The sequence below is a fragment of the Micromonospora sp. H61 genome (assembly GCF_018070325.1).
In the GTDB taxonomy this organism is placed as follows: Bacteria; Actinomycetota; Actinomycetes; order Mycobacteriales; family Micromonosporaceae; genus Micromonospora; species Micromonospora salmantinae.
In genome coordinates this window covers 1-20817 of sequence record NZ_JAGPXY010000051.1, presented here as the reverse complement: position 1 = coordinate 20817, position 20817 = coordinate 1, and the positions used below count along the sequence as shown (strand labels likewise).

23 protein-coding genes and 1 riboswitch are annotated in these 20817 nt (G+C 72.0%); of the genes, 18 read left to right on the top strand and 5 right to left on the bottom strand.

Translation table 11 applies throughout. The features are described from left to right. The first annotated feature begins 2 nt into the window (after positions 1–2). Together fmt and KBX08_RS22820 are read left to right on the top strand one after the other, a co-directional pair. On the top strand, positions 3–929 hold the full coding sequence (gene fmt / locus KBX08_RS22825; RefSeq protein ID WP_210785450.1) for a methionyl-tRNA formyltransferase: 927 nt from the start codon (positions 3–5) through the stop codon (positions 927–929). Next, positions 884–2362, top strand: coding sequence for a transcription antitermination factor NusB (locus KBX08_RS22820; protein WP_247669886.1), 1479 nt, complete (start codon positions 884–886; stop codon positions 2360–2362). Before fmt ends, KBX08_RS22820 begins: the two co-directional genes overlap by 46 nt. A gap of 56 nt (positions 2363–2418) precedes the next feature. Here KBX08_RS22820 and KBX08_RS22815 read toward each other — a convergent pair whose 3' ends face one another. After that, on the bottom strand, positions 2419–3309 hold the full coding sequence (locus tag KBX08_RS22815) for a septum formation family protein (protein WP_210785465.1): 891 nt from the start codon (positions 3307–3309) through the stop codon (positions 2419–2421). 82 nt (positions 3310–3391) lie between these two features. Then, on the bottom strand, positions 3392–4285 hold the full coding sequence (locus tag KBX08_RS22810; protein WP_210785448.1) for a septum formation family protein: 894 nt from the start codon (positions 4283–4285) through the stop codon (positions 3392–3394). A 254-nt stretch (positions 4286–4539) separates the two neighbouring features. Between KBX08_RS22810 and rpe the strand changes: the two genes are divergently transcribed. The 7 genes from rpe (at position 4540) to ribH (ending at position 10749) form a co-directional block, all read left to right on the top strand. Then, positions 4540–5220, top strand: a complete 681-nt coding sequence (gene rpe, locus KBX08_RS22805; protein WP_210785447.1) for a ribulose-phosphate 3-epimerase — start codon at positions 4540–4542, stop codon at positions 5218–5220. A gap of 1 nt (position 5221) precedes the next feature. Then, on the top strand, positions 5222–6178 hold the full coding sequence (locus KBX08_RS22800; RefSeq protein ID WP_210785446.1) for a response regulator: 957 nt from the start codon (positions 5222–5224) through the stop codon (positions 6176–6178). Positions 6179–6256: 78 nt separating this feature from the next. Next, positions 6257–6427: riboswitch (FMN riboswitch) on the top strand. 166 nt (positions 6428–6593) lie between these two features. Continuing rightward, positions 6594–7655, top strand: coding sequence for a bifunctional diaminohydroxyphosphoribosylaminopyrimidine deaminase/5-amino-6-(5-phosphoribosylamino)uracil reductase RibD (gene ribD / locus KBX08_RS22795; protein WP_210785445.1), 1062 nt, complete (start codon positions 6594–6596; stop codon positions 7653–7655). Between the two features lies 1 nt (position 7656). After that, positions 7657–8301: a riboflavin synthase gene (locus KBX08_RS22790; protein ID WP_210785444.1), complete on the top strand. Its 645-nt coding sequence runs from the start codon at positions 7657–7659 to the stop codon at positions 8299–8301. Beyond that, positions 8301–8984, top strand: a complete 684-nt coding sequence (gene pnuC, locus KBX08_RS22785; RefSeq protein WP_210785443.1) for a nicotinamide riboside transporter PnuC — start codon at positions 8301–8303, stop codon at positions 8982–8984. The genes KBX08_RS22790 and pnuC overlap by 1 nt, the downstream gene beginning before the upstream one ends. Beyond that, positions 8981–10246 (top strand): bifunctional 3,4-dihydroxy-2-butanone-4-phosphate synthase/GTP cyclohydrolase II, encoded by a 1266-nt coding sequence (locus tag KBX08_RS22780; protein ID WP_210785442.1) that lies wholly within the window; start codon positions 8981–8983, stop codon positions 10244–10246. The genes pnuC and KBX08_RS22780 overlap by 4 nt, the downstream gene beginning before the upstream one ends. Before the next feature lie 2 nt (positions 10247–10248). Next, on the top strand, positions 10249–10749 hold the full coding sequence (ribH, locus tag KBX08_RS22775) for a 6,7-dimethyl-8-ribityllumazine synthase (protein WP_210785464.1): 501 nt from the start codon (positions 10249–10251) through the stop codon (positions 10747–10749). 37 nt (positions 10750–10786) lie between these two features. Here ribH and KBX08_RS22770 read toward each other — a convergent pair whose 3' ends face one another. Genes KBX08_RS22770 through KBX08_RS22760 form a run of 3 tightly spaced genes read right to left on the bottom strand, consistent with a single transcriptional unit; the run spans position 10787 to position 13239 of the window. Beyond that, positions 10787–11530, bottom strand: a complete 744-nt coding sequence (locus KBX08_RS22770) for an amino acid ABC transporter ATP-binding protein (protein ID WP_282102866.1) — start codon at positions 11528–11530, stop codon at positions 10787–10789. A gap of 3 nt (positions 11531–11533) precedes the next feature. Further along, positions 11534–12370 carry an amino acid ABC transporter permease gene (locus KBX08_RS22765; protein WP_247669884.1) on the bottom strand — a complete coding sequence of 279 codons (837 nt, stop codon included), beginning with the start codon at positions 12368–12370 and terminating at the stop codon, positions 11534–11536. 5 nt (positions 12371–12375) lie between these two features. Beyond that, positions 12376–13239 (bottom strand): ABC transporter substrate-binding protein, encoded by an 864-nt coding sequence (locus tag KBX08_RS22760; RefSeq protein WP_210785440.1) that lies wholly within the window; start codon positions 13237–13239, stop codon positions 12376–12378. Between the two features lie 133 nt (positions 13240–13372). Between KBX08_RS22760 and KBX08_RS22755 the strand changes: the two genes are divergently transcribed. The 9 genes from KBX08_RS22755 to pheT all read left to right on the top strand — a co-directional run. Continuing rightward, on the top strand, positions 13373–13636 hold the full coding sequence (locus KBX08_RS22755; protein WP_030335709.1) for a phosphoribosyl-ATP diphosphatase: 264 nt from the start codon (positions 13373–13375) through the stop codon (positions 13634–13636). 49 nt (positions 13637–13685) lie between these two features. Continuing rightward, positions 13686–14531, top strand: coding sequence for an ATP phosphoribosyltransferase (hisG, locus tag KBX08_RS22750; protein WP_210785439.1), 846 nt, complete (start codon positions 13686–13688; stop codon positions 14529–14531). Between the two features lie 181 nt (positions 14532–14712). Then, positions 14713–15186 carry a PH domain-containing protein gene (locus KBX08_RS22745; RefSeq protein ID WP_210785438.1) on the top strand — a complete coding sequence of 158 codons (474 nt, stop codon included), beginning with the start codon at positions 14713–14715 and terminating at the stop codon, positions 15184–15186. Positions 15187–15560: 374 nt separating this feature from the next. Continuing rightward, positions 15561–16211, top strand: coding sequence for a translation initiation factor IF-3 (infC, locus tag KBX08_RS22740; protein ID WP_030488427.1), 651 nt, complete (start codon positions 15561–15563; stop codon positions 16209–16211). A gap of 20 nt (positions 16212–16231) precedes the next feature. Next, entirely contained in the window at positions 16232–16426 is a 195-nt protein-coding gene (rpmI, locus tag KBX08_RS22735) for a 50S ribosomal protein L35 (RefSeq protein ID WP_007458415.1), read from the top strand. Positions 16427–16457: 31 nt separating this feature from the next. Beyond that, positions 16458–16850 (top strand): 50S ribosomal protein L20, encoded by a 393-nt coding sequence (gene rplT, locus KBX08_RS22730; RefSeq protein WP_030488429.1) that lies wholly within the window; start codon positions 16458–16460, stop codon positions 16848–16850. An 83-nt stretch (positions 16851–16933) separates the two neighbouring features. Then, on the top strand, positions 16934–17731 hold the full coding sequence (locus KBX08_RS22725) for an RNA methyltransferase (RefSeq protein WP_247669881.1): 798 nt from the start codon (positions 16934–16936) through the stop codon (positions 17729–17731). A 219-nt stretch (positions 17732–17950) separates the two neighbouring features. Beyond that, positions 17951–19018 carry a phenylalanine--tRNA ligase subunit alpha gene (pheS, locus tag KBX08_RS22720; protein ID WP_030335722.1) on the top strand — a complete coding sequence of 356 codons (1068 nt, stop codon included), beginning with the start codon at positions 17951–17953 and terminating at the stop codon, positions 19016–19018. 40 nt (positions 19019–19058) lie between these two features. After that, positions 19059–20817 (top strand): phenylalanine--tRNA ligase subunit beta (gene pheT / locus KBX08_RS22715; RefSeq protein ID WP_210785436.1); only part of this gene is annotated, 1759 nt, incomplete at its 3' end.

Below are 20817 nucleotides of genomic sequence, written 5' to 3'. Positions count from 1 at the left end.
GGATGCGCGTGATCTTCGCCGGTACGCCGGCCGTCGCCGTTCCCGCCCTGGCCGCCGTCGCCGCCTCCCGGCACGAGCTGGTGGCAGTGGTCACCCGGCCCGACGCGCCCGCCGGGCGTGGGCGGGGTCTGTCCCGCTCACCGGTCGGCGCATGGGCCGACGAGCACGGCGTCGAGGTGCTCACGCCGGCCCGCCCCCGCGACCCGGAGTTCCTCGACCGGCTGCGCGAGCTGGAGCCGGCCTGCGTGCCGGTGGTCGCCTACGGCGCGCTGGTGCCGCCGGCGGCCCTGGAGATCCCCCGGCACGGCTGGATCAACCTGCACTTCTCACTGCTGCCCGCGTGGCGTGGCGCCGCACCCGTGCAACACGCCGTGCTGCACGGCGACGAGCTGACCGGGGCCAGCGTCTTCCAGTTGGAGGAGGGCCTGGACACCGGCCCGGTCTACGGCACGCTGACCGACGAGATCCGCGCCACCGACACCTCCGGCGACCTGCTGGGGCGGCTCGCCGAATCCGGCGCCGGGCTGCTGGTGGCGGTGCTCGACGCGATAGCCGACGGCACCGCCCGCGCCGAGCCGCAGCCGGCCGACGGGGTGTCGCTGGCGCCGAAGCTGACAGTGGACGACGCGCGGGTGCGCTGGAGCGACCCGGCCTTCGCCGTGGACCGGCGGATCCGGGCCTGTACGCCCGCGCCGGGTGGCTGGACCACGTTCCGCGACGAGCGGGTGAAGCTCGGCCCGGTCGTCCCGGTGCCCGACGGCCCGGAGCTGAAGCCGGGAGAGTTGCTGGTGGAGAAGTCCCGGGTGCTGGCCGGCACGGCGACAGTGCCGGTACGTCTCGGCGAGGTCCGCGCCGCGGGCAAGCGGGCGATGGACGCTACCGACTGGGCGCGCGGCGTCCGGGTCGGCACTGGAGAGGACTTCGCGTGACGGCACCGGAGGGAACCCGACCGACGCGCTCCGGCCCGTCGACCGGCCGTGGCGGGGACCGGCGCCCGGTCCGACCACCGCTGGACCGACCGCGCCGCGCCGCGTACGAGGCGGTGGCGGCGGTGCACCGGGACGACGCGTTCGCCAACCTGGTGCTGCCCATCATCCTGCGGGAAGAGGGGCTGTTCGGTCGGGACGCGGCCTTCGCCACCGAGCTGACCTACGGCACCCTGCGCCACCTGGGCACGTTGGACGCGATCCTGACCGACGCGGCCGGCCGGGACGTGGCCCGGATCGACCCGCCGGTACGCGACGCGCTGCGGCTCGGGGCGTACCAACTCCTGCACACCCGGGTGCCGGCGCACGCCGCGGTGTCGTCGACTGTGGACCTGGTCCGTTCGGTCGCTCCGGGCGCCACCGGTTTCGCCAACGCGGTGCTGCGCGAGGTGTCCAGCCGTGACGCGGACGCCTGGGTGGCGAAGCTCGCCCCACCGATGGAGACCGACCCGGTCGGGCACCTCGCGTTGGCGTACAGCCACCCGCAGTGGATCGTGCGGGCCTTCTCCGAGGCGCTCGGCGGCGATCTGGGCGAGACGGAGCGCCTCCTGATCGAGGACAATGAGCGCCCGCCGGTGCACCTGTGTGCCCGGCCCGGCCTGATCGACCCGATCGAGCTGGCCGACCAGGTCGGCGGCGCGCCCGGCGCCTTCTCGCCGTACGCCGTCTATCTGCCCGGCGGGTCGCCGGGCGACATCCCGGCGGTGGTCGACGGCCGGGCCCACGTCCAGGACGAGGGTTCCCAGCTGGTGGCCACCGCGCTCGCCGACGCGCCGCTGGACGGCCCGGACGGACGTTGGCTGGACCTGTGCGCCGGCCCGGGTGGCAAGGCCGGGTTGCTCGGCGCGCTGGCCGCGCAGCGGGGTGCCCGGGTGACAGCGGTGGAGGTGGCCGAGCACCGCGCCCGGCTGGTCTCCCTGGCGACCCGGGACCTGCCGGTGGCAGTGCTGACCATGGACGGCCGTGAGGTCGGCGGCGACCCGAAACTGCCGGAGCAGCACTTCGACAGGGTGCTGGTCGACGCCCCGTGTACCGGGCTGGGGTCGCTGCGTCGTCGGCCGGAGTCGCGGTGGCGTCGCCAACCGTCCGACCTGCCGCCGCTGACCCGGCTGCAACGGGAGCTGCTCGGCGCGGCGCTGCGGGCGGTCCGCCCGGGTGGCCTGGTCGCCTATGTGACCTGTTCGCCGCACACCGTCGAGACGCACGTGACGGTCACCGAGGCGGCCCGCCGTAGCGGGGTTGCGGTGGACTTCGTGGACGCCCGCCCGCTGCTGCCGGCCGGCATGCCCGGTCTCGGTGACGGGCCGACAGTGCAGCTCTGGCCACACCGCCACGGCACCGACGCGATGTTCCTCGCCGTCCTGCGCCGAGGCTGATCCGTTCCACGCGTCCGGCCGGTCGACCGACCGGCCGGACGCCGTGCGCGGCGTGCTCAGGTGACCGGGAGGCCCTTGGTGCCGGCGTTCTTCATCGAGCGGGTCAGGTTCCGGTCGGAGATCCAGAGGAAACACTGCACGCCCCGGTTCCCGTTGCGCCACTCCTCCTCGTACGGCTGGTAGTAGATCGTGCCGGCGCGGAAGTCGAGCTGGGAGTTGTCCGGGACCTTGGCGTACTTGGCGATCATCGTCTGGCAGGCCCGGTGGGTCCGCTTGGTGCTGCGGGTGAACTCGGCGTAGGTGGTGTCCGGCGCCTGCCAGACGCCGACGAACTCGGCGTGGTGCTTGGCGGTGCAGGAGACCGGCACCATCTCGTCGATGTCGTCCTTGACCAGCTTCGGGTTGAAGCAGCGGTACGCCAACGGGGCCGCTCCGGACAGCGCGCCCCGGAGGCTGCCGGTGCGCAGGTCGACAGCGGTGTCGTCGATGCTGGCGATCTCGGTGACGTCGCAGCGGTACCAGCGGGCTCCGCCCGACCAGGCCTGCGGCGACGGCAGCACGACGGTCAGGCCGAGCCGCCCGGAACGCCAGTCGGCCCCCACCGCCTTGTTGACCGCCGTGTCGCACCCGGTCTGCGCGGCCCGCATGCCGGCGGAGCCGGGCTGCGGAGGCGTGCCGCCGTCGGCGCCCGGACCGGTGAGGGTGCCGACGTGCATGGTCTCCACCCGGTGCGCCTCGGTGCACGCCGTCGGGTTGTAGCCGGTCAGGAAGCCGACCTGCTGGGAACTCTGGTGGCAGACGTCGGCTGCGGGGACGAACTGCTGCGCCGCGACGGGCGCCGGCCAGTCGTCGATGAGGTCACTGTCGATTCCGGCGGGTGCGCCGCACCCGGCCAGCGCCAGGGCCAGCGCACCACCCCCGGCGAACGCCGCCAGCCACCGTCGCATCCCGACCTCCCGCTGCTGCTGGCCCCCGACCGGACCCAGCCGGTCGATAGCGCCACGGCGCAGCAGCATACGGCAACGATGTTCAGATCGCGGGCAGTCCCTCGGGACCGGCGCCGCGCATCGAGCGGGTGAGTTTGCGGTCGTCGCTCCACAGGAAACAGCGCACTCCACGGTCGCCGTCCTCCCACTCCCGCTGCGACGGCGGGTAGTAGATGGACCCGGCCCGGTACGGCAGCTCGCTGTTGTTGGGCACCGCCGCGTACTCGGCGATCAGCGCCATGCAGCGCCGGTGGGCCTGCTCGGCGGACTTGGCGAACTCCGCCCAGCTCATGTCCCGCTCCTCGTAGACACCCACGAACTCGGCGCGGTGCGGCTCGGTGCACAGCACCGGCGCCATGTAGTTGAGGTTGTCGCCGATCAGTTTGGGGTCGAAGCAACGGTGCGTCAGGGGCGTGTCGCCGATCAACGCGCCGCGCAGGCTGCCGGTGCGGTTCACCGGGCGGGTGTTGTCGATGCTGCCGGTCTCGCTGAGGTCGCAGCGGAACCAGCGGGCGCCGCCGGCCCAGGCGGGCGCGGACGGCAACGCGAGGGACAGCGCGAGTCTGGCTGTGTGCCAGTCGCCGCCGAGCACCTGGCGGGCCCGCTGGTCGCACTCGGCGCGAGCCGTGCGCAGCGCCGACGATCCGGGTTCCGGTCGGGCCTCGGTCAGCGCGTCGGGCCCGACGAAGGTGCCGACGTGGATGGTCTCGGCCAGGTGGTTGCGCGCGCAGTCCACCGTCTCGTACGTGCTGGCCTGCACGACAGTGGCGATCCGCGGCAGGCAGGTGTCGGTGGCGGGGGTGAACGGCTTCGGAACCCGCAGCGTCGGCCAGTCGTCGGTGAGATCACCGTCCGCGCCTCGCGCCGGCGCGCAGCCGGCCAGCAGCAGCATCGTCGTGACGCTGGCCAGCACCAGCGCTGGAAGCCACCGTCGCATCGTCCGCCCTCCCGGGAGCTGGCGGCCGGTCGCCGCGCCCCGCGGCGAGACCCCGGCGGGCGTGCAGCCTACGGCACCGTCCCGGTTGGAGTGTCGTCGCGTTTCCGTCGATCGGCCAGTGGCTGATGTCTGTTCGTCCGGATTCGAGGGTCCGGAGCGTCCAATTCTGCACCAATGGTCACTGCTGGGTCACAGGGCGTCCCCAAAGGTGCCGCGATGCGGGTGGCGGGTGGCCACCTTCGTACACTGGCCCCGTGACCGTACCGCCGCCGATCGTCGCGCCGAGCATCCTGGCCGCCGATTTCGCCCGCCTCGCCGAAGAAGTCCGTGCCGTCGAGGACGCCGCGGACTGGTTGCACGTCGACGTGATGGACAACCACTTCGTGCCGAACCTGACCATTGGGCTGCCCGTGGTGCAGAGCCTGAGGGCCGTCACGACGATGCCCTTCGACGTGCACCTGATGATCGAGGACCCGCGCCGGTGGGCCCCCGGGTACGCCGACGCCGGGGCGTACAACGTCACCTTCCACGCGGAGGCGTCCGACGACCCGGTGGCGCTCGCGAAGGACCTGCGTTCGGCCGGTGCGAAGGCGGGCCTGGCCATCGACCGGGACACCCCGATCGAGCCCTACCTGGACCTGCTGCCCAGCTTCGACACCCTGCTGATCATGACGATCAAGGCGGGCTTCGGTGGGCAGCGGTTCATTCCGCAGCTCCTGGAGAAGGTGCGGACGGCCCGGCGGCACGCGTCGGCCGGGCACCTGGAGCTGCGCATCGAGGTGGACGGCGGGATCGCCGCCGACACCATCGAGCAGGCGGCCGCGGCCGGCGCCGACGCGTTCGTGGCCGGCACCGCCGTGTACGGGGCCGCCGACCCGGCGGAGGCGGTACGGCACCTGCGGGCACTGGCGGAACGCGCGGCGCCCGGGGCCTGAGGTGGAGCCCGAGGCCGACCGCAAGGACATCATTCTCGTCGTGGACGACGACGCGGACATCGCTCGGTTCGTCGAGTTCAACCTGCGGCTGCACGGCTTCGAGGTGATCCACGCCAGCGACGGCCAGGAGGCCCTGGAGGTCATCGAACGCCAACGGCCGGACCTCGCGGTGGTCGACCTCATGATGCCCCGGATCGACGGGCTGGAGCTGACCCGCCGGCTGCGCGCCGACCCGATGACGTCAGCCCTTCCGGTGATCATGCTGACCGCCAAGGGCATGACCGTCGACAAGGTGCACGGGCTCAGCGCCGGCGCGGACGACTACCTGGTCAAGCCGTTCGACACCGCCGAGTTGGTGGCCCGGGTCTCGTCCACGCTGCGCCGCAACAAGGAGTTCCGGGAGGTCTCCCCGCTGACCGGGCTGCCGGGCAACAGCCGGATCCGTCGGGAGATCAGCGATCGGGTCCGAAACGGCGTGGACTACGCCGTCGGCTACGTCGACATCGACCGGTTCAAGAGCGTCAACGACCGGTACGGCTTCGTGCGCGGCGACGACTTCATCTCCGCGCTGGCCCGCAGCCTGCACCGGGCGGTGGTGGGCGTCGGGCTGCCACCGGCCTTCCTCGGTCACGTCGGCGGTGACGACTTCGTCATCGTCTGCGCCCCGGACCAGGTGCGCCCACTGACGTCCCGGGCGGTCGTCGACTTCGAGAACGCCGCCGACACGCTCTACGACCAGACCGACCGGGAGCGCGGCTTCGTCGAGTTGAAGGATCGACGCGGCAACATCCGGCGGGCGGCCCTGGTCACGCTCTCCATCGGGGTGTCCCTCTCCGACGCCGGCAAGCGGTTCACCGACCCGCTCGAGGCGATCGCGGTGGCCTCGGAAATGAAGACGGTGGCCAAGAGTCAACCGGGCTCGTACGTAGCGGTGGACCGGCGTCGCGGCGTCACCTGAGCGTGATACCGCTGTGAAGTAGCTCGCCTAGGTGGCGACGGAGCGGGATCGGCGTGTAAGACTTTCCGGGTACCCACCACGCGCTGGCGGGACTCGGTGAAATTCCGAACCGGCGGTGATCCACGGTCCAACCGTGGTCAGCCCGCGACCCGGACGGCTCTGCCGTCCGGTGGACCTGGTGAAAATCCGGGGCCGACGGTTGGGGGCGGTTCGTCCGCGCCCAGACAGTCCGGATGGGAGACAGCGCGCGGGACGGACGGGTCCGAGCCGGCCGCTGGCTTCAGCGTGCCGACCCGACCCCCCGGGGCGGCTGTGCCGTTCCCGGAATCCGCCACCGCCTGCCCGTGGCCCCATGGCCACCGCCTCCCTGACCGCCCGCGCGCGGACCGGCGAGTGAGAGGGCAGGGGCAGCGCGATGGCCAGCGTCTCCGTTGATGAGGCGATGCGGCGTGCGATCGAGTTGGCGGCGCGCGGGCTCGGCACCACCAGCCCCAACCCGGTGGTCGGGTGCGTGCTCCTCGACGAGAACGGCGAGGTCGTGGGCGAGGGCTTCCACGCGTACGCCGGGGGGCCGCACGCCGAGATCGTCGCCCTGGCGCAGGCCGGGCAGCGGGCCAAGGGCGGCACCGCTGTCGTCACTCTGGAACCCTGCGACCACACCGGCCGCACCGGCCCCTGTAGTTCCGCGCTCGTCCAGGCCGGGGTGGGCCGGGTGGTCATCGCCGTACCCGACCCGAACCCCGTCGCTTCCGGGGGCGCCGCCACCTTGCGCGCCGCCGGGGTCCGGGTCGATCTGGGGGTACGCGGTGAGGAGGCCGAGGCCGGCAACGTCGCGTGGTTGACCTCGATGCGCCGGGGCTGGCCGTACGTGATCTGGAAGTACGCCGCCACGCTCGACGGGCGCTCCGCCGCGGCGGACGGCACCAGCATGTGGATCACCTCGGAGGCGGCCCGGATCGACGTGCACGCGCTGCGCGGCACTGTCGACGCGGTCATCGCCGGGGTGGGCACCGTGCTCGCCGACGACCCCCGGTTGACCGCCCGCAACCTGCGCGACGGCAGCCTGGCCATCCGGCAGCCGCTGCGGGTGGTGGTGGACAGCTCGGGGCGTACCCCGGCTGACGCCAAGGTCCGCGACGGCGCCGCCCGCACGTGGATCGCGACCGCCGACGAGGTCGGCGCCGACCCGGACGGCCGGGTCGACCTGTCGGCGCTGCTCGCGGCGCTGCACCAGCGCGGGGTCCGCGCGGTGCTGCTGGAGGGCGGCCCCCGGCTGGCCGGCGCGTTCCTGGAGGCCGGCCTGGTCGACAAGATCGTCGGGTACGTCGCGCCGCGGCTGCTCGGCGCCGGCCCGACCGCTCTGGTCGACGCGGGAGTGACCACCATCGCCGAGGCCATCGATCTGGAGTTCGTCGACGTTACGCAGATCGGTCCGGATCTGCGGATCACCGCTTTGCCCCGCAAAAGGGAGGGCTGAGATGTTCACCGGCATTATCGAGGAATTGGGCGAGATCGTCCGGGTGGCGCCGACGGCAGGGGATTCGGCGCTGCTGGGCGTACGCGGCCCGCTGGTCACGTCCGACGCCCGGCACGGCGACTCGATCGCCGTCAACGGTGTCTGCCTGACCGTCGTGGAGGTGGCCGACGGGGTCTTCACCGCCGACGTGATGGGGGAGACGCTGCGCCGCTCCGCGCTGGGCGCGCTGCGCCCCGGCGACCCGGTCAACCTGGAGCGGGCCGCCGCTCTCGGTAGCCGGCTCGGCGGGCACCTGGTGCAGGGCCACGTCGACGGCGTCGGTGAACTGATCTCCCGGGAGCCGGCCGAGCAGTGGGAGACCGTCCGGTTCCGGCTGCCCGCCGCCCTGTCCCGCTACGTGGTGGAGAAGGGCTCGATCACCATCGACGGTGTCTCGTTGACAGTCGCCGCCGTCGGCGCGGACGAGTTCGCCGTCGGGTTGATCCCGACCACGCTGAAGCTGACCACGCTCGGCGCGAAGGGCGTCGGCGACCCGGTCAACCTGGAGGTCGACGTGCTGGCCAAGTACGTCGAGCGGCTGCTCGGCGACCGGCTCACCAACGCCGACGCCAGCGGGGCGGCCGCGAACCCGGGCGGGGCGGCCTGATGGGCCCGCTCAGTTGGCTGCTGGACGCCCAGGTGCACGTCGCCGGCTCGCCGGTGCTGGCCAGGGAGATCGTCGGCAACGCGTTCGGGCTGGTCTCGGCGCTGCTCGGGTTGCGCCGGCTGGTCTGGGCGTGGCCGGTCGGCATGGTCGGTAACGCGCTGCTCCTCACCGTCTTCCTCGGTGGGGTGTTCGCCACCCCACAGGAGCACGACCTGTACGGGCAGGCCGGCCGGCAGGTGTTCTTCTTCGCGGTCAGCGTCTACGGCTGGTGGCGCTGGCAGCGCAACCGTCGCGCCGACGCCGGGCAGGCCGCTGTCGTGCCGCGCTGGGCCACCGGACGGGAGCGACTGATGCTGCTGGTGGCCGCCGTGATCGGCACCGCCGCGGCGTACCCGCTGCTCAAGGCCCTGGGCTCGTGGGGCCCGCTGCCCGACGCCTGGATCCTCACCGGCAGCCTGCTGGCCACGTACGGCATGGCCCGGGGCTGGGTGGAGTTCTGGCTGCTCTGGATCGCTGTGGACGCGGTCGGCGTGCCGCTGCTGCTGCGCGGCGGGTTCTACCCGTCGGCCGTCATGTACCTGATCTACGGCGCCCTCTGCGTCTGGGGCTTCGCCGCCTGGTGGCGCACCTCGCGCGCCATGGCCACCGTCCGTACGCCCATCTACCGGGAGGCCGTCGCATGACCAGCTTCGGGAGCATTGAGCAGGCGATCGCCGACATCGCGGCCGGCCGGCCGGTCGTCGTGGTCGACGACGCGGACCGGGAGAACGAGGGCGACCTGATCTTCGCGGCCGAGTTGGCCACGCCGGAGCTGATGGCGTTCATGGTGCGTTACACCTCCGGCTACGTCTGCGTGGCGCTGACCGAGAGCGAAGCCGACCGGCTCGACCTGCCGCCGATGCACCACACCAACCAGGACCGGCGCGGCACCGCGTACACGGTGACAGTGGACGCCCGCGAGGGGGTCGGCACCGGCATCTCCGCGGCCGACCGCGCGCACACCAGCCGGCTGCTCGCCGACGCGGCGACCGACCCGACCGACCTGTCCCGCCCCGGGCACGTGGTGCCGTTGCGCGCTCGCGAGGGCGGGGTGCTGCGCCGACCGGGGCACACCGAGGCGGGGATCGACCTGACCCGGCTGGCCGGGCTGCGTCCGGCCGGCGTGCTCTGCGAACTGGTCAACGACGACGGCACCATGATGCGCCTGCCGGACCTGGAGAAGTTCTCCGCCGAGCACGGCCTCACGCTCGTCACCATCGCCGACCTGATCGCCCACCGGCGGCGTACCGAGAAGCAGGTCGAGCTGGTGGCCGACGCCCGGATGCCGACGAAGCACGGGGTGTTCCGGGCGCTCGGCTACCGCGCCGAGCACGACCCGGCCGAGCACGTCGCGATGGTGCTGGGTGACCTCGGTGACGGCCAGGACGTGCTGGTCCGGGTGCACTCCGAGTGCCTGACCGGGGACGTGTTCGGCTCGCTGCGCTGCGACTGCGGGCCGCAGCTGGACGCCGCGCTGGCTCGGGTCGGGCAGGAGGGTCGGGGCGTGGTGCTCTACGTCCGTGGGCACGAGGGGCGCGGCATCGGCCTGCTGCACAAGCTGCAGGCGTACCAGTTGCAGGACCTGGGCCGCGACACCGTGGACGCCAACCTCGACCTGGGCCTGCCGGCCGACGCCCGCGACTACGGCACCGGCGCGCAGATCCTCTACGACCTGGGCGTGCGGTCGATGCGGCTGCTGACCAACAACCCGGCCAAGCGGGCCGGCCTGGAGGGGTACGGGTTGACCATCACCGGCCGCGAGGGGCTGCCGGTCGGCGCGCACCCGGAGAACATGCGCTACCTGCGCACCAAGCGGGACCGGATGGGTCACCTGCTGGACGAGTTGGACGAGGTGTCCGAGGCGCCATTGGGGCGTCCGGTCGCCAACGACGAGATCGGAGCATGACGATGGCGGGTTTCGGTGAGCCGGGAGTCGAGGCGGTCGACGCCGCAGGGCTGACCGTCGGGGTCGTTGCCGCCCGCTGGCACGGCGAGCTGACCGACCACATGCTGGAGCGTGCGGTGGCCGCCGCCGAGGCGTGCGGCGCGCGTTCCGTGGTCGCCCGGGTCGCCGGCTCGGTCGAGCTGCCGGTGGTCGCGCAGGCCCTCGCCCGCCGCTGCGACGTGGTGGTCGCCCTCGGCGTGGTGGTCCGCGGGTCCACCGCCCACTTCGACTACGTGTGCCGTTCGGTCACCGACGGGCTGACCCGGGTGGCGCTGGACGAGGGCAAGCCGGTGGCGCATGGGGTGTTGACGGTGGAGACCATCGAGCAGGCCCGCGACCGCGCCGGTCTGCCCGGCTCGGCGGAGGACAAGGGTTGGTCCGCCACAGTGGCGGCGCTCGACGCGGCGCTGGCCGTGCGGACGGTGGCTGCGGGCAACGCCCAACGGGTCGGCTTCGGCGGCTGACGCCTCTGACGCCTCGGCCGTCTCTGAAGGCGGGCCTTCAGAGACGGCCGGCCTCGATGATCCGGCGCAGGAACTGCCGGGTACGAGGCTGGGTCGGCTCGCCGAGCACCTGCTCCGGCGGGCCGCTCTCGACGACCCGCCCGGCGTCGAGGAAGCACACCTCGTCGGCTACCTCCCGGGCGAAGCCCATCTCGTGGGTGGCCAGCACCATTGTCATGCCGTCGGCCTTCAGATCGCGGATCATCGCCAGCACCTCGCCGACGAGCTCCGGGTCGAGCGCGGAGGTGACCTCGTCGAGCAGCATCAGTCGAGGTGAGTTGGCCAGCGCCCGGACGATCGCCACCCGCTGCTGCTGCCCGCCGGAGAGCCGGTCCGGGTAGGCGTCCGCCTTGGCGCCGAGCCCCACCCGGTCCAGCAGCTCCCGGGCCTGCGCCTCCGCCTCCGCCCGGACCCGCCGGTGCACGTGGCGCGGCGCGAGGGTGATGTTGTCCAACACGCTCAGGTGCGGAAAGAGGTTGTACGCCTGGAACACCATGCCGATCCGCCGCCGGACCCGGTCCGGGTCCACCCGGGGATCGGAGATGTCCTCCCCGTCCAACTCGATGGTCCCGTCGTCGAGTTCGTCAAGCAGGTTGACGCAGCGCAGCAGTGTCGACTTGCCGGACCCGGACGCGCCGATCACTGCCACCACCTGGTGCTCGGCCACGGTCAGATCGAGGTGGTCGAGCACGACGTGCCCGCCGAACTCCTTGCGCAGGCCCCGACACCGCAACAACGCCATGGGTCAGCCCCCCGACTGTCGGCGGGCCGCACGCAGCGTCACCCAGTCGGTGACCGCGATCAGCGGGATGGCGAGCAGCACGAAGAGCACCCCCGCCACGACATACGGCGTGTAGTTGAAGGTCTGCGCGGTGGCGATCTGGGCGGCGCGGACCGCGTCGATCGGCCCGGCCAGCGAGACCAGCCCGACGTCCTTCTGCAACGCCACCACGTCGTTGAGCAGGGGTGGCGCCACCCGCCGGACGGCCTGCGGCAGGACCACGTGCCGCATCGTCTGCCGGTAGGTCAGGCCCAACGAGCGGGCCGCGGCGAGTTGGCTGGAGTGCACCGACTCGATGCCGGCCCGGAACACCTCGGCGAGGTAGCCGCCGTAGGTGAGGATCAACGCGATCCCACCCAGCACCAGCACCGGCGGCATGCCCTGCAACCGCAGCCCCGGCACGCCGAGGGTGAGCAGGTACAGCACGATGATCAGCGGTAGGCCGCGGAAGGTGTAGGTGTAGCCGGCGGCCAGCGCGCGGACCGGGAAGAAGACCGGCCCGCGCAGCGTCCGCAGCACGGCGATCACCAGCCCGAGCAGCAGCGCGCCGACCGCACAGCAGACCAGCAGCCGTACGTTGAGCCAGAGCCCGCTCAGCACCGTCGGCAGCGCGTCGCGGGCGATCTCCGGATCCAGGAACGACCGCCGGACCCGGTCCCAGCCCGGCGCCCCGGTCACCGCGATCACCAGCAGCGTGCCGAGCGCCGCCGTCGAGGACGCCGCGACGAGCACGCTGTAGACGGTCTGCCGACGCCGGTACGCCGACCGCCGCAGCTGCGCCTTCGAGGGCGCATGGTCCAGAAGCGTCACCGCAGCTCGGCCGCCCCTGCCACCTGCGCGAGCCACTTCTGTTCCAGTTCCTTCAGCGTGCCCGCCGCGGTGAGCTGACCGACCGCCCCGCTCAAGCAGGAGGTCAGTGGGGAGTTCTTGTCCAGCAGCAACCCGAACGCCTCGGGCGTACCGACCTGCGGCACCTGCCCGACGATCGTCGCGTCGGTGATCTCCGCGCCGGTGATGTAGAAGGCGGTCGGAAGATCCACCACGAGACCGTCCAGCTGCCCGTTCTGAAGGGCCTTCTTCGCGTCGTCGTTGCTGTTGTAGACCTGCGGCTTGGCGGTCGGCTTGATCACGTCGGTGATCGCCTGGTAGCTGGTGGTGCCGACCTGCGCGCCGAGCCGGGCGTCCCGCAGCTCGGCCAGCGACTTGCGGCCGGCGATCTTCGAGGACTTCAACGCGATGACGGTCTGCCGCACCAGGTAGTACGGCGCGGAGAAGTCGACCGCCTGCTTGCGTTCGTCGGTGATGGAGAACTGGTTGATGTCGAAGTCGAAGTCCTTCGGCCCCGGCGCGATGGCGGTGTCGAACTTGACCCGGGTCCAGGTGACGTCGGCGCGGGCGTAGCCGAGCTTCTCGGCCACCGCGTACGCGACAGCGGATTCGAAGCCCTCTCCGCTGTCCGGCTTGTCCTTGGCGAACCACGGCTCGTACGCGGGCTGGTCGGTGGCGATCGTCAGCTTGCCCGGCGTACGCGTGGGCAGGCTGTCCTTGGCGCAGGACGGCACTGCTGTGACATCGGGGGTGGGTTTCTCGTCCTGTGGCGCGCATCCGGCGGTGGCTACGACGACGGCGCCGGCGAGGGTGAGCGCGAGGAGACGTGAGCGGCTGGCCATGGCGGACAGCGTAGAGCTCCATGGGCATCGATCGACAATTGTCCCACCATGTTGGTAGGGAATTGTCCGCTTGCTGGATTTTGGCGGACCCGGACGCGGGGTGCCGCCCGGGTGGCTGGAAGAATCGTTCCCCGTGAAGACGTTCGAGGAGTTGTTCGCCGAGCTGCAGGCCAAGGCCGCCGCCGGCACCCCGGGCTCGGGCACCGTCGCCGCGCTGGACAAGGGCGTGCACTTCATCGGCAAGAAGGTCGTCGAGGAGGCGGCCGAGTCGTGGATGGCCGCCGAGCACGAGGGGCCGGAGCGCACCGCCGAGGAGATCTCCCAGCTGCTCTACCAGGTCCAGGTGCTGATGCTCGCCAGCGGTCTCGAACTCAAGGACGTCTACCGACATCTGTGAGTGCCCCCACCCCTGTTGATCGCCAACCGGATCGAAGGAGCACTCCGTCATGCTGCGTGTCGCCATTCCCAACAAGGGCACCCTGGCCGAACCGGCCGCCCAGATGCTGCGCGAGGCGGGCTACCGCCAGCGCACCGACCCCAAGGACCTCGTCTGCCGGGACGAGGCCAACGACGTCGAATTCTTCTACCTGCGTCCGAAGGACATCGCCACCTACGTCGGCTCCGGTGACCTCGACCTCGGGATCACCGGCCGGGACCTGCTGATCGACTCGGCCGCGCCGGCCGAGGAGGTCGTCGACCTCGCCTTCGGCCGGGCCACCTTCCGCTTCGCCGCCCGCCCCGACGACATCGCCTCCGTGCAGGAGTTGGGCGGTCACCGCATCGCCACCGCGTACCCGGGGCTGGTCGAACGGCACCTCGGCGAGATGGGCGTCAAGGCCGACGTGATCCGCCTCGACGGCGCGGTGGAGAACGCCGTACGCCTCGGGGTCGCCGACGTGATCGCGGACGTGGTGGAGACCGGCGCGACCCTGCGCCAGGCGGGCCTGGTGGTCTTCGGCGAGCCGCTGCTGCGCTCGTCGGCGGTGCTGGTCCGGCGCGCCGACGCGCCCGCGCAACCGCAGGCCGAGCAGTTGCTGCGCCGCCTGCACGGTGTGCTGGTGGCCCGCCGCTACGTGATGCTCGCCTACGACGTGCCGGCCGGTCTGCTGGACCGGGCCAGCGGGCTCACCCCGGGCATCGAGTCGCCCACCGTGTCGCCGCTGCACCGCGAGGGCTGGGTGGCGGTGCAGGCGATGGTGCTCCGCGACGACGTGCACCGCATCATGGACGAGCTGTACGAACTGGGCGCCCGCGCCATCCTCGTCACCAACATCCACGCCTGCCGCCTCTGACCCTGCTCCGCGATCTTGCACTTTCTGCACCGACACAAGGTGCCTATCACCCTGTACCGGCAACCGAAACCGCAAGATCGACGACCTTTCCGCTCGCCGGGGGGACAGGACTCGGGGTTCTCCGGTGGTGGCTCGGCGGGTGGTGCGTTTGGTGGACGAGTGCGGGTGGCAAACTGGTGGGGTGAGTGAAACCGAACTGGTCCGCCTGAAGCCCCGCCGCATCCGCGTGGTCTGCTGGTCGGCGGCGGCTGCCCTGGTGGTGGTGTTCGCTCTGGTCGCTACCTCGTTGAGTGGCCCGACCGGCGATGGTTACGGCAGCTTCCAGCGCGGCGACCAGATCGCCATGATCGGCCTGGGCGTCTTCGGCGCGCTGGGCTTCCTGCTGTTCACCCGTCCCCGGGTCGAGGCGGACGCCCGGAGCATCCGGGTCCGTAACGTCATCAGCTCCTACGAGCTGCCCTGGGAGGTTGTCCGGGGCGTCCGCTTCGACCGGGGCGCGCCGTGGGCCAGCCTGGAGCTGCACGACGACGACCTGCTGCCGATGGTCGCCTTGCAGGCCGCCGACAAGGAGTTGGCCGTCGACGGGGTCCGCGCGCTGCGCCGGCTGCACGACGCCCACCAGGCTCGCCTCGCCGAACGCGCCGTCGGCCGCTGACCCAGCCGCGGCTGCCCCGCCGACCTGCCGGGCTCGGTGTCTCTGAACACCAGGTCGTGCCCGGTTTGGGGGTCGCCGGGCCGCCGGTGTAGTGTTATCGAGTCGACCAGGCTGTCTCCGCGTGCGAGCAGGCAGCCTTGAAAGCGGAGCGCCTGCTCCCACCCGAGTCGCCGTTACGGTGGCCGGGTCCGGTCACCGGTTCCGGGCATGTCCCGGTGCCGGATGCGCGATCCTTGTGATCGTGCTGACCGGTCGAGCGGGCCCTGGCATATGCCGGGGCCTTCTGCTTTTCGGTCGGTTCCCTCCCGGGAGCCGCAGGGGTCGGCGAGTGAGCAGAAACGACTCGAGGAGGCCCCATCAGCGTCGAACCACGCGTGAACGAGCAGATCCGGGCACGTGAGGTCCGACTGGTCGGCCCAGAGGGTGAGCAGGTGGGCATCGTCCCGCTGGAGCGCGCTCTTCAGCTGGCCGCGGACGTCGATCTGGACCTGGTCGAGGTTGCGCCGATGGCGCGCCCGCCGGTGTGCAAGCTCATGGACTTCGGCAAGTTCAAGTACGAGAGCGCACTCAAGGCGCGCGAAGCGCGGCGTAATCAGCAGCAGACCGTCATCAAGGAAATGAAGCTTCGGCCGAAGATCGACCCGCACGACTACGAGACCAAGAAGGGTCACGTGGTGCGGTTCCTCAAGGCGGGCGACAAGGTCAAGGTGACGATCATGTTCCGCGGTCGCGAGCAGAGTCGTCCGGAGCTGGGTTACCGGCTCCTGCGCCGGCTCGAATCCGAGATCACGGAACTGGGATACGTCGAGGCCGCTCCGAAGCAGGACGGTCGAAACATGATCATGGTTCTCGCCCCGCATCGGGCCGTCAAGGCCTCCGCGGTCGCCGCCACGGCGTCTCGCGGCGGACCTCGGGACCGGGCAGCGGACGAGTCCGCCGCTCCGGAAGCCGATGAGACCGCAGCGGTCAGCGAGACCGCAGCAGCCGGTGACACCGGCCTCGCCGCCGACACCAGCAGCGAGTAACAGGGGAGAAGACGTTCCACATGCCGAAGATGAAGAGCCACACGGGTATGGGTAAGCGGGTCAAGGTGACCGGCAAGGGCAAGATCGTTGCCCAGCAGGCCGGCCTCCGCCACAACCTGGAGAAGAAGCCCTCCACCCAGACCCGCCGGCTGACCGGCACGGTCGTGCTGGCCAAGGCCGACGTCAAGCGCATCAAGAAGCTGCTCGGCCGCTGACGCGCGCCACCTTACGTAATTAGGAGTTGAGATGGCACGCGTCAAGCGGGCTGTAAACGCCCAGAAGAAGCGTCGTACCCTGCTGGAGTCCGCGAGTGGTTACCGCGGTCAGCGCTCCCGCCTGTACCGCAAGGCCAAGGAGCAGGTGCTGCACTCGATGCAGTACGCCTACCGGGACCGTCGCGACCGCAAGGGCGACTTCCGGCAGCTGTGGATTCAGCGGATCAACGCGGGCGCCCGGGCCAACGGGATGACCTACAACCGTCTGATCCAGGGCCTGCGTCTGGCCGGCATCGAGGTCGACCGCAAGATCCTGGCCGACATGGCTGTCAACGACGCCGCCTCTTTCGCGGCGATCGTCGAGCTGGCCCGGGCCGCGGTCACGGCCGAGGGCACCGGCGGCGCGGCGGCTCAGGCCGCCTGATCCCCACGCACCAGAGCGAGGCGTCTCCCGTGTCGGCACCGCCGTCCGGGGGGCGCCTCAATCGTGCCGGAGGAGCGCACATCATGGCTTTCACCCCGCGTACACCAAGGGTTGTCGCCGCCCGCCGGCTGCAACGCCGCCGGGACCGCGACGCCACCGGCCGTTTCCTGGCCGAGGGCCCGCAGGCGGTCCGCGAGGCCCTCGCGCGGCCGGAGGTGGTCACCGAGTTGTTCGGTACGACCACAGCGCTCGACAGGTACCCGGAGTTGGCCGCCACGGCGGCCCGCGCCGACGTGCCGGTCTCCGAGGTGACCGACGACGCGCTCGCGGCGCTGACCGAGACCGTCGCCCCACAGGGGTTGGTCGCCGTCTGCCGGCACCTGGACGTGTCGCTGGAGCAGGCCCTCGCGGGTGCGCCCCGGCTGGTGGCGGTGCTCGCCGAGATCCGCGACCCGGGCAACGCCGGCACCGTGCTGCGCACCGCCGACGCGGCCGGCGCGGGTGCGGTGATCTTCGCCGGAGACGCCGTCGACCCGTACAACGGCAAGTGTGTGCGGGCCTCGGCGGGCAGCCTCTTCCACGTCGACGTGGTGCGCGCCCCCGACCCGGTCGCGGTGGTCGACGCGCTGCGCGCCGCCGGGCTGTCGATCTTCGCGACCACCGGGTACGGCGACAACGACCTGGACGACCTGACCGACTACGGTCGGCTCGTCGGGCCCACCGCCTGGCTGTTCGGCTCGGAGGCGCACGGGCTGCCCGAGGAGTTGACAGCCGCCGCCGACACCACGGTGCGGGTGCCGCTCTACGGGCGCGCGGAGAGCCTCAACCTGGCTGCCGCCGCAGCGGTCTGCCTGTACGCTTCAGCGAGAGCGCAGCGCTGAGGGTGATTGCCTCCGGCGCGACTGACAGCAGGGGAGAGCGTCCGTCCATGAACGCGACACGGCGTTCGTTTAGCCAGCCCGCCGGTGTCGGCGGGCGGCGGGCCTGACCTGCTCCCTGCGCAACTCCTACCGGCGGGCTGCGGCACAGCCGCGCGTCCGTAGACTCGCCTAGCCGCCCCGGTGAGGGCTGGCGCCGCCGTGAGGGAGTGCCCGTACGCCATGAGCTACCGCAACGATCCGTACGACCCGAAGCAGGTCGCCCTGCTCGACCCCGCCGCCCTGGCCGAGGCCGTCGCGGACGCCACGAAGGCGTTCGAGGCCGCCGCCGACCCGGACGCGCTGACCGCGCTGCGCTCGGTGCACCTGGGTGACCGGTCACCGGTCTCCCTCGCGCGCCGGGAGATCGGCGCGCTGCCACCGGCCGCGAAGTCCGACGCCGGCAAGCGGGTCAACGAGGCCCGGCGGGCGATCGAGTCCGCGTACGCCGAGCGCGCCGAGGTGGTGGAGCGCGAGCAGGCCGAGCGGGTGCTGGTCGAGGAGCGGGTGGACGTCACCCTGCCCTACGACCGGCGTCCGCGCGGCGCCCGGCACCCGTTGAGCACCCTGATGGAGTCGATCAGTGACCTCTTCGTCGGGATGGGCTACGAGGTGGCCGAGGGGCCCGAGGTCGACCTGGAGTGGGTCAACTTCGACGCGTTGAACATCCCCGCCGACCACCCGGCGCGCGGGTTGATGGACACCTTCCACATCGCACCGGAGGGCTCCGGCCTGGTGCTGCGTACGCACACCTCGACGGTGCAGACCCGCACGATGCTCAGCCGCAAGCCGCCGATCTACGTGATCGTGCCGGGTCGCGTCTACCGCACCGACGAGATCGACGCCACCCACAGCCCGGTGTTCCACCAGGCCGAGGGCCTGGTGGTCGACAAGGGCATCACGATGGCCCACCTGCGGGGCACGCTGGACCACTTCGCCCGGGCGATGTTCGGCCCGGAGGCGAAGACCCGGTGGCGGCCGCACTACTTCCCGTTCACCGAGCCGTCGGCGGAGTTCGACGTGTGGTTCCCGGAGCACCGGGACGGCCCGCAGTGGGTCGAGTGGGGTGGCTGCGGCATGGTCAACCCCCGGGTGCTGCGCGCCTGCGGCGTCGACCCGGAGGTCTACTCCGGATTCGCGTTCGGCATGGGCATCGACCGGACCCTGATGGTCCGGCACGGGGTCAGCGACATCCGCCATCTCTTCGAGGGCGACGTGCGGTTCAGCCGCGCGCTCGGGACCGGGGCGTAGGCGATGCGGGTACGAGACACGGGAACGGTGGTCTGAAGTCATGCGAGTTTCTGTCAGTTGGCTGCGGGAGTACGTCGACCTCCCCGCCGACCTGCCCACCGGTGACCTGGAGCAGGCCCTGGTCGATCTCGGCATCGAGGTCGAGTCCGTGGTGGACCTGGCCGGGACCGTCACCGGCCAGCTCGTCGTCGGTGAGGTCCGCGAGATCGAGGAGCTCACCGGCTTCAAGAAGCCGATCCGGTTCTGCCGGGTCGACGTGGGTGCCGCCAACGGCACCGGTGAGCCGCAGGAGATCGTCTGCGGTGCCCGTAACTTCGCCCCGGGTGACCGGGTGGTGGTGATCCTGCCCGGCGGCGTGCTGCCCGGCGGCTTCGCCATCGGCGCCCGCAAGACGTACGGGCACAACTCGGCGGGCATGATCTGCTCGGCCAAGGAGCTGGGCCTGGGCGACGACCACTCCGGCATCATCGTGCTGGGGCCGGACGTGACGGCCAAGCCGGGTGACGACGCGCGCCCGGTGGTCGGCCTCGACGACGTCGTCCTCGATCTGGAGATCACCCCCGACCGGGGGTACGCGCTGAGCCTGCGCGGCCTGGCCCGGGAGCTGTCGCACGCGTTCGACGTGCCGCTGCGCGACCCGGCCCTGGCACCGGCTCCGGGCGGCACCGAGACGCCGGCGTACCCGGTGGAGGTCCGCGACACTGTCGGCTGCGACCGGTTCACGGCCCGCCTGGTCCGCGGGGTCGACCCGACCGCGCCCACACCGTCCTGGATGCAGCAGCGGCTCGTCACCGCCGGCATCCGCAGCATCTCGCTGCCCGTCGACATCACCAACTACGTGATGGTGGAGCTGGGCCAGCCGATGCACGCCTTCGACGCCGACCGGATCGCCGGGCCGCTGGTGGTCCGTCGCGCCGACGCGGGGGAGAAGCTGACCACCCTCGACGGGGTCAACCGGGTGCTCACCGCCGACGACATGGTGATCTGCGACGACACCGGCCCGATCTCCCTGGCGGCGGTGATGGGCGGCGAGACCAGTGAGGTCGTCGCCGGCACCACCACAGTGCTCTTCGAGGCGGCGCACTGGGACCCGGCGATGGTCGGGCGCACCGCCCGCCGGCACAAGCTGTTCAGCGAGGCCGCGAAGCGCTGGGAGCGGGGCGTCGACCCGGCCGTGGCGCTGGTCGCGCTGGAGCGTGCCGTGCGGCTGCTCACCGAGCACGGCGGGGGCACGCCGAGTGCTGAGATCCTGGACATCGACCACGTCCGGCCGCGTACCCCGATCAGTCTTCCGGCGGACCTGCCGACCCGGCGGGTCGGCGTCGAGTACCCGCCGGCGCGGGTGGTCGCCCTGCTGGAGCGGGTCGGCTGCACTGTCGCGCAGGGCGCGGACCGGTTGTCCGAGGACCCGGGCGCGGTCGGCGTGGCCAGCGGCGTCGGGACGGTGCTGAGCGTGACCCCGCCGACCTGGCGGCCCGACCTGACCGACCCGGCCGACCTGGTCGAGGAGGTGGTCCGCCTCGACGGGTACGACCGGGTGCCGTCGGTGCTGCCGACCGCGCCTCCGGGGCGCGGTCTGACCGCGCGGCAGCGTCGCCGCCGGGCCGTCGCCTGGTCGCTGGGCGAGCGGGGGTACGTGGAGGTGCTCGCGCACCCGTTCGTGTCGCCGGAGCTGGCCGACCAGCTCGGCCTGCCGGCCGACGACCCGCGCCGGCCCGCGGTGCGGCTGGCCAACCCCCTGTCCGAGGAGGAGCCGCTGCTGCGCACCACGCTGCTCGGCCCGCTGCTCGGCATCCTCA